Origin of the sequence: uncultured Algibacter sp. (genome assembly GCF_963976535.1) — a bacterium.
Taxonomy (GTDB): Bacteria; Bacteroidota; Bacteroidia; order Flavobacteriales; family Flavobacteriaceae; genus Algibacter_B.
In genome coordinates, this window is sequence record NZ_CAXBLF010000005.1 from 38,177 (window position 1) to 50,466 (window position 12,290).

8 protein-coding genes are annotated in these 12,290 nt (G+C 34.9%); 7 read left to right on the top strand and 1 reads right to left on the bottom strand.

The window, feature by feature from the left end; genetic code table 11:
* Window positions 1-170 precede the first annotated feature (170 nt).
* Window positions 171-1,130, top strand: a complete 960-nt coding sequence (locus tag AAC024_RS02860) for an alpha/beta fold hydrolase (protein WP_339893672.1) — start codon at window positions 171-173, stop codon at window positions 1,128-1,130.
* On the opposite strand, the gene AAC024_RS02865 is transcribed toward AAC024_RS02860, so the two are convergent.
* A complete protein-coding gene (locus AAC024_RS02865) occupies window positions 1,120-2,589 on the bottom strand; it encodes an SLC13 family permease (RefSeq protein ID WP_339893673.1) in 1,470 nt (489 codons plus the stop codon). The genes AAC024_RS02860 and AAC024_RS02865 overlap by 11 nt on opposite strands.
* A gap of 124 nt (window positions 2,590-2,713) precedes the next feature.
* On the opposite strand from AAC024_RS02865, the gene AAC024_RS02870 reads away from it, so the two are divergent.
* From AAC024_RS02870 to nirB, 6 genes are all read left to right on the top strand, one after another.
* Window positions 2,714-3,169 carry a (2Fe-2S)-binding protein gene (locus AAC024_RS02870; RefSeq protein ID WP_339893674.1) on the top strand — a complete coding sequence of 152 codons (456 nt, stop codon included), beginning with the start codon at window positions 2,714-2,716 and terminating at the stop codon, window positions 3,167-3,169.
* An 11-nt stretch (window positions 3,170-3,180) separates the two neighbouring features.
* On the top strand, window positions 3,181-5,373 hold the full coding sequence (locus AAC024_RS02875) for a molybdopterin cofactor-binding domain-containing protein (RefSeq protein WP_339893675.1): 2,193 nt from the start codon (window positions 3,181-3,183) through the stop codon (window positions 5,371-5,373).
* Between the two features lie 77 nt (window positions 5,374-5,450).
* Window positions 5,451-6,470, top strand: coding sequence for an XdhC family protein (locus AAC024_RS02880; RefSeq protein ID WP_339893676.1), 1,020 nt, complete (start codon window positions 5,451-5,453; stop codon window positions 6,468-6,470).
* Window positions 6,460-7,065 carry a nucleotidyltransferase family protein gene (locus AAC024_RS02885; protein ID WP_339893677.1) on the top strand — a complete coding sequence of 202 codons (606 nt, stop codon included), beginning with the start codon at window positions 6,460-6,462 and terminating at the stop codon, window positions 7,063-7,065. Before AAC024_RS02880 ends, AAC024_RS02885 begins: the two co-directional genes overlap by 11 nt.
* 2 nt (window positions 7,066-7,067) lie before the next feature.
* Complete coding sequence (locus tag AAC024_RS02890; RefSeq protein ID WP_339893678.1) at window positions 7,068-9,362, top strand: FdhF/YdeP family oxidoreductase; 2,295 nt, start codon at window positions 7,068-7,070, stop codon at window positions 9,360-9,362.
* 247 nt (window positions 9,363-9,609) lie between these two features.
* Window positions 9,610-12,129: a nitrite reductase large subunit NirB gene (gene nirB / locus AAC024_RS02895; protein ID WP_339893679.1), complete on the top strand. Its 2,520-nt coding sequence runs from the start codon at window positions 9,610-9,612 to the stop codon at window positions 12,127-12,129.
* Window positions 12,130-12,290: the final 161 nt, after the last annotated feature.

Here is a 12,290-nt window from a genome sequence, read left to right on the forward strand (position 1 = left end):
TCTTAAACGAAAACAAACGAAAACTGAGACTGAGACTGTCAACTTATTTTATCTCGCAAAGGCGCTAAGACGCAAGTGAAAAAGGAGTAAAGAATATTAATATAAACGTAAACAACTGAAAACCACGACTACGACTGAAGACTGAGTACTGCGACTGAAAACTGAAAAACATGCCAATAATAGAGTCAACTTACAAACCATCATTTTACTTTAAAAACGGATTTATTTCAACAGTTTATTCTGGCTTAGTAAGACGTGTGTCTTTAAAGCAAGAACGTGAACGTATCACTTTAAAAGATGGTGATTTTCTAGATTTGGATTGGAGTTTTTCTAACTCAAAATCAAATAAACTTATTATATTATTACATGGACTAGAAGGAAACGGCCAACGACCTTACATGACAGGGACTGCAAATCATTTCAATAATAATGGTTTAGATGCGGTTTGTATTAATTTTAGAGGTTGCCGTGGCGAGAATAATTTAAAATATTATAGCTACCATTCTGGTGAAACGGAAGATTTACATGCTGTTATTCAACATGCTATTTTGTCAAAAAACTATTCTGAAATTTATTTAAAAGGTTTTAGTTTGGGAGGTAATATTATTTTAAAATATTTAGGAGAACACCATGCTATTCCCGATCAAGTAAAGGCTAGTATTGCAGTTTCCATACCTTGTGATTTATATGGTTCCTGTAAGGAACTGCATAAGTTAAAGAATAAATTGTTTCATGATAGGTTTTTGAGAGATTTAGTAAAACATCTAAAAGAAAAACAAAAACTATTTCCTGAAGAATTGAGTATAGAATTGATAAATACTATAAAAACATTAATAGAATTCGATACTATTTATACCTCCAAAGCCCATGGTTTTAGGGATGCATTAGATTATTATAAAAAATCTAGCAGCCTCCAATTTCTCCATAATATAAAAACACCAACATTGATAATTAATGCATTAAATGATTCGTTTTTATCATCTGAATGTTATCCAGTAAAAGAAGCAAAACGTAACCCAAATTTGTATCTAGAAATGCCAAATTATGGTGGTCATGCTGGATTTGTTGACAAAAAAAATGTGTATTATAATGAAAAACGCGCTTTGGAGTTTATAAATGCTAATTTTTGAGACCATCAGGAAATCCTTCTATAACAATATCCCATAATTCGGGAAGCACAAAATATACAAATAGTGTCAGGATAATAATTGAAATGATATTCATTACAATGCCTTTACTTACCATATCAGGAATCCGTAAATAACCAGATCCAAAAACCACTGCATTTGGAGGTGTAGCAACAGGAAGCATAAAAGCACATGAAGCAGCTACTGCGGCTCCAACCATCAAAACAAATGGGTGAATATCTATCACTAAGGCCATTGGTGCCAATACAGGTAGAAGCATTGCTGTAGTAGCAAGGTTCGACGTAATTTCAGTTAGAAAATTGACTGCTGCTATTAAAAATAAAATTAATATAATAGTGCTTACCCCAATTAGAGTCGTCATTTGGTTTCCTATCCATAACGCTAGTCCACTAGTTTCAAAACCTTTTGCTAAAGCCATACCGCCACCAAATAATAATATGATTCCCCAAGGTAAATTCTTAGTGTCTTTCCATGATATTAATTTTTTATGCTTGGTTTTGGAAGGAATTAAAAACAGCACTAAAGCAAATACAATAGCAATAATCGTATCATCAATGTGCGGCAATATTTTTTTAAGCAGAAAAGAACGCGTAATCCAACAAAATGCAGTAGCGGCAAAAACAAAAGCTACCGCTTTTTCTTCATAAGCCATTTTTCCTAGAGATTTCAATAAGCGTTTTATTTCTTGCTTTCCTCCTGGAAATTCTTTTTGTTTAAATGAAAACGCGAATGCTGTTAAATATTTCCAACATATAATTAGTAGAATAACCGAAATAGGAAATCCAAAAATGAACCATTGTGAAAACGTAATTTCATAACCATAAGTTTCTGATACCACACCTGCCAATACCAAATTTGGAGGTGTTCCAATTAAAGTGGCAATACCACCAATGGATGCACTATATGCTATGGCAAGCATTAGAGCTTTTCCGAAAATTAAATTTTCATCTTTATCTGTTTTTGGGTTGTCTTTTAATTGTTTAATGATGGCGATGCCAATAGGAAGCATCATCACAGAAGTGGCTGTATTAGAAATCCACATCGATAGAAACGCTGTGGCCACCATAAAACCTAATATGATTTTCTTAACGTCAGATCCAATAATGTTAATAATGTTGAGAGCAATACGTTTGTGTAAATTCCACTTTTCAATCGCTATGGCAATAATAAATCCGCCTAAATATAAAAACACAAACTTATGCCCAAAGGATGCGGTTGTTGCCCCAATATCTAAACTTCCTGTAAGCGGAAATAATACAATGGGAAGCAAAGCAGTAGCAGCAATTGGAATAGCTTCAGTAATCCACCAAATGGCAATCCAAGCAGTAGATGCTAAAACACCATTCGCTTCATCTGATAAACCTTCTGGACTAAAGAAAAGTCGAATTAAAATATATAATAAAGGGCCTAGAAATAAACCAATTCGTTTTGAATTTATCATCAAATTATTTTCAAAAATTTTAATTCTACTTTCTAATTTTAAATTAAAAACAATAATATTCTTTAAAAGTAGCTTTTATTTTTTGTATTTTTAATAACAACATAAATAATTCACTTCTAACATTATGCCAACTTTCAAATTAAAAATTAACAACGAAAAACATACTGTTGAGGCAGATATGGACACGCCATTATTATGGATTTTAAGAGATCATGTAAATTTAGTCGGAACTAAATATGGTTGTGGGATTGGGCAATGCGGTGCCTGTACAGTGCATGTAAACGGTAAAGCAATGCGTAGTTGTTTACTTCAGGTATCGCAGGCTGAAGGAATGAATATTACAACTATCGAAGGTCTTTCCAAAGATGGCGATCACGCAGTTCAAAAAGCATGGTTGGAGCATGATGTACCGCAATGTGGTTATTGTCAAGCTGGACAAATAATGACCGCAGCCGCATTATTAGAAAACAATTCTAATCCCTCAGACAAGGAAATAGATGCAGCGATGCAAGGTAATATTTGCAGATGTGGAACATACACTAGAATTAAAAAGGCAATCAAAACAGCAGCTCAGCTATAAATCCAGAAATCATGACAAAAATAAAAACACAATATAATCGTCGGTCATTTTTGAAGGTATCTGCTGCAGCTGGTGGAGGTATGCTTATCGGGTTTAGTTGGTTAACAGGCTGTACTTCAGATAAAAAAATTGAACAATTAGCTGTTCCTAATGAATGGTTTGATTTTAATGGTTACATAAAAATTGGCGATACGGGTATGGTTACTATTTATTCTCCAAATCCAGAAATTGGTCAGAATATAAAAACCTCTATGCCAATGATTGTTGCTGATGAATTGGATGTAGATTGGAAGCATGTTGTTGTTGAGCAAGCACCTTTAAATACAGGCTTTTATCAAAATCAATTTGCAGGTGGGAGTCTATCTATTAAGTTAAGTTGGAATGCGCTAAGAATGGCAGGGGCTACTGGAAGAAGAATGTTATTAGAGGCTGCTGCAAAAGAATGGCAGTTGGCGGTTTCAGATTTATCAGTTTCCCAAGGCGTAATTAAGGAGAAAAATGGAGAGCGATCCATTACTTATGGAGAAATAGCTTCAAAAGCTGCTGGTATTGAAATCCCTGAAGAAGTTGAACTAAAAGAAATTTCAGATTTTAAATTAATAGGCACAAGCATCAAAAATGTTGATGGTAAAAAAATTGTTACTGGAAAATCTTTATTTGGATTAGATTTCAAAAGAGAAGGGATGAAACTTGCTATGATTCAACATCCGCCTGCTTTTGGAATGAAAGTAAAAGATTTTAATGCAGAAGAGATTAAAAGTATGCCGGGAGTAAATGATGCTTTCATTATTGACACTACGATTAAAGATCCATCTTGGGCTGATGAAAAAGGGTTTCTTCAACTCATAGCAATTGTTGGTGATACAACATGGCAATTAATGAAGGCTAAAAAAGCAATTAAAGCGAATTGGGAAACTATAAGACCATTAGAAAGTACAGAATCTCATTTAGCGAGTTTGGAAGAAGCACTACTGTCTGGGAAAGTTGGACAAAGTAGAAGAGATGGTAACCCTGAAGCGGCATTTAAAAAAGCGGCGAAAGTTATCGAACGCACCTATAGTGCTCCTTTTATGGCTCATAATACTATGGAGCCTATGAATTTCTTTGCTAATGTTACCGATTCCTCTGCAGAACTCATTGGGCCTACACAAACTCCAGAAGCTCTTGAAAAATCTGTTTCTAAATTGCTAAATCTTGATTTAGAGAATGTGACTGTAAATATGACTCGTATGGGCGGAGGGTTTGGACGTAGACTCTATGTGCATTTTGGAGTTGAAGCCGCTGCCATTTCAAAGAAAATTGGAGCTCCAGTTAAACTTATTTATTCGAGAGAGGATGATATGACCCAAGGAACTTATCGACCAGCATATAGGTCAAGATATAAGGCTGGTTTAGATGAAAATAATAATCTTATAGCTTTTACTGTTAAAGGTGCTGGATTACCAGAAGGGCCTGTATTTCCAAATCGTTTTCCAGCGGGTACAGTAGAGAATTATGCTGCTGAACAAATATCAGGTGAAACAAATATTACTACAGGAGCTTGGAGAGCACCAATGTCTCACTTTACAGCAGGGGCGGAACAAGCATTTCTTGATGAGGTTGCGGAATTAGCAGGGAAAGATCCGATAGATTTTCGACTAGAATTGTTTGAACGTGCCATTAAAAATCCAGTAGGTGAAAAGCACGAATATGAAGCTGATCGCTACGCAGGCGTATTGAAATTAGTTAAAGAAAAATCTAATTGGGGTGAAACAAAATCGGGTGTTTATCGTGGAGTGGCAGCATATTTTTGTCATTCTAGTTACGTTGCAGAAGTTGTTGATATGATTTTGGAAAACGGACAGCCAAAAATTAAAAATGTATGGTGTGCGGTTGATTGTGGAATTGTAGTAAATCCTGATGGTGCTAAACATCAGATTGAAGGAGGTGTTATAGATGGAATTGGACATGCCATGTATAGCCAATTAACGTTTGACAATGGAGGGTCTAATGAAAGGAATTTTGATACATACCAAATGATTCGTCATTCACAAGCACCTGAAAATATAGAGGTTTTCTTTGTTGAAAATGAAATTGCACCAACGGGATTAGGAGAACCAGGACTTCCTCCAGCTGTTGGAGCCTTAGCAAATGCATTATATCAGTTAAAAGGACAACGTTATTATCATCAACCTTTTGCTTTAAGTCAACCCATTATAGGTTAAACGGCGTAATCGTTTACTTTTTTATATATACTTTGGTTCAGAACATTATTAATAAAATGGTTTAGAATTTTTTATGAATGACACACGAATTTAAAAAAATAATTGAAGAAGCTGTTTTAGCTGAACAAAAAGGTTTAAAAACAGTTTTGGCTTCAGTCGTAGCATTAGATGGCTCATCATATCGCAGACCAGGGGTGAGAATGCTCATTTTGGAAAATAAAATAATGATAGGTGCTGTTAGTGGCGGATGTGTTGAAAAGGAAATTTTATTACAGTCTGAAACTGTTTTTAATACTGGTGTCTCTAAAATAATAACTTATGATGGGAGATACCGTTTAGGTTGTGAAGGCATATTATATATTCTTTTGGAAGTTTTGGAGCTTTCAAATTCGTTTATAGATTCTTTTTTTGAATGTTTGAGAAATAGAAGTTCTTTTGAAATTCATTCCCATTTTAGAAAGGAAGAAGGAGAACTTACCGGATTAGGAACTTTTGTGAGTATTGATAATAACCTTTTTTCGCTTTCAAATACGGACGCGCAAAAAAAACCTTCAAATCTTTCTGTATTTAAACAGGACATGTCACCATGTTTTAAGTTGATAATTATCGGTGCAGAACATGATGCGGTACAATTATGTAAATATGCATCGTTTACTGGTTGGGAAGTGACTATTGTGGCTGGAGTATCCGAATCAAAATCTATTAAAAATTTTCCAGGAGCTAATGCGTTTACGTCAACAACTGCTGAAGCTAAGGATACTTCATTAATTGATAACCAAACAGCGATAGTTTTAATGACGCATAATTTCGCAAACGATTTGCGCTATTTAGTGGCGCTGAAAGATACAAATCCAACTTATATTGGACTTTTGGGTCCTACAAAACGAAGAGAAGATTTATTATCCCAGTTTATGGAATATTGTCCAGATATTAACTTAGAATTTTTAGATGGTATTCATGGTCCAGCTGGTTTAAATATTGGTTCAGAAACACCTCAAGAAATTGCTATTTCTATAATGGCCGAAATTTTAGCATTCTCAAGGAAACAAAACTCTGTTTCGTTGAGTAGTAAAACAGGGCGTATTCATGTCAAATAAAATTGCTGTTGTTGTTTTAGCTGCGGGATCTTCAAAGCGCATGGGAAAGCCAAAACAGTTGCTTAAATGGGGCAATGAAACTTTAATCACCCATACCATACAAACAGCATTGAAGTTAAACACTCATGAATTTTATGTTGTTTTAGGTGCTAATTTTCAATTAATTGAAAAAACAATAAATCATTTTCCTATTACTATTTTGAATAATGAAAATTGGGAACAAGGTTTAGGGACATCCATTGCTTGTGCTTCAAAACATATTCTAAACCAAAAGTTAAAAATTGATGCGGTACTTTTTATATTGGCAGATCAACCCTTTATTACTAGTGATTATTTAAATAAAATAGTTTCAAGTTTTTCACCTCAAAAAAACCAAATCGTTGCATCATCATATCAAAATAGAAAATTTGGTGTTCCAGCACTTTTCGATAACTATTTTTTATACTCTTTATGCCATTTGAAAGACGATTTTGGCGCAAAATATATTTTGAAGAAAAACGAAATTTTTGTGAAAGCTTTAATACCTCCTGTAAAAAATGTAGATTTAGATTTTAAAGAAGATTATGTAAGATTATATAATGAGAATTTTGAATAAGGATGAGTTTGAAAGCTGAAGACAAAGCAAAAACACCAGAGCATTTTACAAATTTAAAAACCCAAGAACCACAAAAAAATAGTGTTGGGTTCACTTCTATAAAAAAAGCTATTGGTCAGGTTTCTAAGTATATGAATCCTGTTGATGCGTTTAAGTTAGCAGTAAAAATGAATCAAAAAGATGGTTTTGATTGTCCTGGTTGTGCATGGCCAGATCCTGATGATGAACGTTCTTCTCTTGGAGAATTTTGTGAAAATGGAATCAAAGCCATTGCTGAAGAAGCGCAAAATAAAACCATTGGAACTGATTTTTTTGATAAGTATTCTGTTGATGAATTAGCGGGTTGGTCTGATTTTGAAATTGGAAAATCTGGACGTTTAGCAGAACCTATGTTTCTTTCTGAAGGTGCTACACATTATCAACCCATGTCTTGGGAAGATGCTTTTAAAAAAGTTGGTCAGCATTTAAATGATTTAAACCATCCTGATGAAGCGGTATTTTATACTTCTGGTAGAACGACAAACGAAGCAGCATTTTTATATCAATTATTCGTAAGGGAATTTGGGACAGCTAATCTTCCAGATTGCTCAAACATGTGTCATGAAGCAAGTGGTAGTGCTTTGTCTGAAACTTTGGGTATCGGAAAAGGCTCGGTAACTCTAGACGATTTATATAAAGCTGAGGTGGTTATGGTTGTTGGGCAAAACCCAGGAACAAATCACCCTAGAATGTTGACTGCTTTAGAAAAGTGTAAAAACAATGGCGGTAAAATAATTGCTGTTAATCCACTTCCTGAGGCAGGATTGATAAAGTTTACCAATCCACAAAACCCTTTAAAACTACTAACAGGAGGCACCCAAATAGCAGATGTGTTTGTTCCGATTACTATTAATGGTGATGTTGCATTTTTTAAAGCGATACTTCTAAAATTGTTGGAGAAAGATGAGGCTCAAGGTGATGTTTTTGATAAAGCATTTATCAATGAATTTATGCAGGGTTATGATGCTTTTATTTCAGATTTAAAACGCTATAATTTTAATGAATGTTTGAAAGCTTCTGGGGTATCTTTAGATATCTTTAATCATGTTTTTGACCTCATTCTTAATAACAATAAAATTATTATTTGTTGGGCCATGGGCTTAACACAACATGAGAATGCCGTTGATAATATCAGAGAATTAGTTAACTTATTATTGCTAAAAGGAAGCATAGGAAAAGAAGGCGCAGGCACTTGTCCTGTTCGTGGACATTCCAACGTACAAGGCGATAGAACGGTTGGTATTTGGGAATCTGCTCCACAAGCATTTCTTGATAAAATAGAAGACAAATACGGCTTTAAACCAACAACAAAACATGGCTATTCAGTTATAGATGCTATTAAAGCCATGCATGACAAAAAGGCTAAAGTGTTTTTTGGATTGGGTGGAAATTTTATCTCTGCAGTACCTGATACTTCATATTCTGCAAAAGCTTTAGCAAATTGTTCACTAACAGTTCATGTTAGTACAAAACTGAATCGTTCGCACTTGGTTACGGGGAAGGAAGCATTGATTTTACCATGTTTAGGACGTACGGAGAAAGACTATCAGAAAACAGGAGTTCAAGTGCAAAGTGTTGAAAATTCAATGGGCATAGTATCTTCCACAAAAGGTATTTTAGAACCTTGTTCTAAGGATTTGTTGAGTGAAGTTGCCGTGGTTTGTGGCATTGCAAATGCCACATTAAAAGCGCGTTCAAAAATCAATTGGTTAGCGTATAAAGATGACTACAAACTGGTACGTGATGATATTGCTGAGGTTGTTGAGGGATTTGATGATTTTAACAAGCGATTAAAACAACCTGCAGGTTTTTATTTACCCAACGGCGCCAGAATTAGACAGTTTAAAACTAAAACAGGTAAAGCTAATTTTTCAATCAATAAACTGCCTGAATGGGAATTAAAAAGCGATGAACTAATCATGATGACCATTCGAAGTCATGACCAATTTAACACCACCATTTACGGGCTAGACGATAGGTATAGAGGTGTTTTTAATGAAAGACGAATCATTTTTATGAATCGTGAAGATATGAAAACACGGAATTTACAAGAACAACAAGTCGTTAATTTGAAATCAGAGTATAATGGTGTCATTCGAGAAGCTAACAAATTTAAAGTTGTTGGTTATGATATTCCTAAAAATTGTTGTGCTACGTATTTTCCAGAAACGAATGTGTTAGTACCATTAGATAGTTTTGCGCATACAGCTAAAACACCAGCTTCTAAAAGCGTTAAAATTACTATTGAGAATCTTTAGGATTTCAATAAAATCTAAACCCTTTATTTTCCTAATAATCAATTATTCTTATTGCAATTTGAGAAATTGACAATAATGAGTGTTCTACGTAAATTTCTTAAATAAGAACATTTTAAAATACGTATAAATACTTAGTTTTGTATTTAAATACGTAATTATGAAATGAGCATACGTTTAAGTCCAAATTATAAATGGACTTGACATTGCGAATTGCATCTGACCGATTTAACAAATTAAAAGTATACAGATGAAACATATTATTGTTGTTGGAAATGGGATGGTAGGTTACAAATTTTGTGAAAAATTTGTAGAACAAGAAGATGGCAAGCATTTTAAAATCACTGTATTTGGTGAAGAATCAAGACCTGCTTATGATAGGGTGCATTTAAGTGAATTCTTCGAGAATCAAGATGCTAAAGCTTTAGAAATGGCACCTAGAGACTGGTATGAAGAAAATGGTATAGAATTAATTTCGGATGAGCGTATTACCAATATTCATCGTGCTTCAAAAAAAATAACAACCACCAAAGACTTACATTATAAATACGATTATTTGGTTTTGGCAACAGGTTCTTCGCCTTTTGTTCCAAATATTAAGGGTATTGAAAAGAAAGGGGTTTTTGTTTATAGGACTATTGAAGACTTGGAAGCTATGCTTGCCTATGCCCATAAAATACAAGCAAATAGAACAGAAACAGTAAAAGCAGCTGTGCTTGGTGGCGGACTTTTAGGCTTAGAAGCGGCAAAGGCTATTATGGACATGGGTTTAGAGCCACATGTTGTTGAGTTTGCTCCTAAGTTGATGCCTAGGCAACTAGATACTAGAGCGAGTAAGGTTTTACAAGAAAAAATAGAATCCATTGGAATTAATGTGCATTTATCTAAAGCCACTAATAAAATTTTAGGGGAAGCCGCTATTACGGGAATGGAGTTTGGCGAATATGATAAGATAGACGTTGAAATGTTAGTTGTTTCAGCGGGTATAAGACCCAGAGATGAATTGGCTAAGACCTGTAACCTAGAAATGGGAACACGAGGTGGTATTGTTGTTAACAACAGAATGCAAACTTCCGATCCAGAAATTTATGCTATTGGAGAAGTGGCGCTTTACAACCAAATGATTTACGGCTTGGTTGCTCCAGGTTATGATATGGCCGATGTAGCGGTTAACCAAATTCTAGGTAATCGAGATGTTTTGATGGCTGAAGATATAGATATGTCTACTAAATTAAAACTCATTGGAGTAGATGTTGCGAGCTATGGTGAACCATTTATGCCTGTAGAAAAAGGATACTCTATTATTTATGAAAATAAAACAAAAAACTTATATAAACGTGTTAATGTGAGTCATGATGGTAAAAGCTTATTAGGGGGTATTTTGGTAGGAGATGCTTCTGATTATAATATGTTTCATCAAATCTATTTAAACGGATTGCCAATTCCTGAGGATGCCGAAGAATTAATTTTAGGAAGTAGAGGAGGAGGTAGTTCATCTTTTGGAAGTGTTTTAGATATTCCGGATGCGGCGCAAGTTTGTTCTTGTGAAAGCGTAACTAAAGGAGATATTTGTTGTTCTATTACGGAAGGTGATTGCTCTAATTTTGGTGACGTGGTTACAAAAACGAAAGCTACTTCGGGTTGTGGTGGTTGTAAGCCTATGGTGACCGATTTGGTAAATGAAACACTGAAATCGTTAGGTAAAGAAGTTAAAGAAACCATTTGTGAACACTTTGATTTTAGTAGACAGGAACTTTATGATTTGATAAAAATTAATAAAATAGCTGATTACGAAGAAGCGCTTAATTTGTTTGGTGAAGGTCATGGTTGCGAGGTTTGTAAACCTTTATTAGGATCTATCTTTGCTACTATAACTATGGAGACACCAAATCGTCAACCTGTTATTCAAGATACAAATGACAGATTTTTAGCAAATATTCAGCGTAACGGGACATATTCTGTGGTGCCAAGAGTTGCGGGCGGCGAAATAACACCAGACCAACTGATTGTGATTGGTCAAGTAGCAAAAAAATACGATTTATACACCAAGATTACTGGTGGACAACGGATTGATTTATTCGGGGCTCAAATTCATGAGTTGCCACTTATTTGGAAAGAATTAATTGATGCTGGTTTTGAAAGTGGTCATGCTTACGGAAAGTCATTAAGAACTGTAAAAAGTTGTGTTGGTTCTACCTGGTGTCGATACGGGATGCATGAAAGTGTAACCTTTGCGATTGATATTGAAAACAGATATAGAGGTTTACGTTCGCCTCATAAATTAAAAGGTGGCGTTTCAGGATGTATTAGGGAATGTGCGGAAGCACGAGGAAAGGATTTTGGATTGATTGCTGTTGAGGGTGGATGGAACTTATACGTTTGTGGAAACGGTGGCGCTACACCAAAACATGCGGTATTACTTGCTGAACAATTGGATGATGACACGGTTGTGAAATACTTAGACAGATTCTTGATGTACTACATCAGAACTGCGGGACCTTTGGTAAGAACAGCACCTTGGTTGGATAAACTTGATGGAGGTATTGATTACTTAAAGCAAGTAGTAATTGAAGATTCTTTAGGGATTGCTGAAGAATTAGAACAGGAGATGAAAGGCTTGATTAACAAATATGAATGTGAGTGGAAACAAGCTATTGAAAGTCCTGAAATAATGAAGCGTTTTAAACATTTTGTAAATTCTGATGATACAGATGATAATTTAGAATTTGTACCCATGCGTGAACAAAAAATGCCAAAGGCTTGGAGTTAGTTGATAAGTTTGAAGATGGAAGTTGGAAGCTTGAAGTTTTAAAGTTTGTGGATAAAGTATGGACTGCTTACTAAATACTGACTACTGCGGACTAGCCCGCGTTAGGGATTGCAGTGGAAAGCCCACAGCGAGTCCCGATAGCTATCGGGACGAGCGAGGAC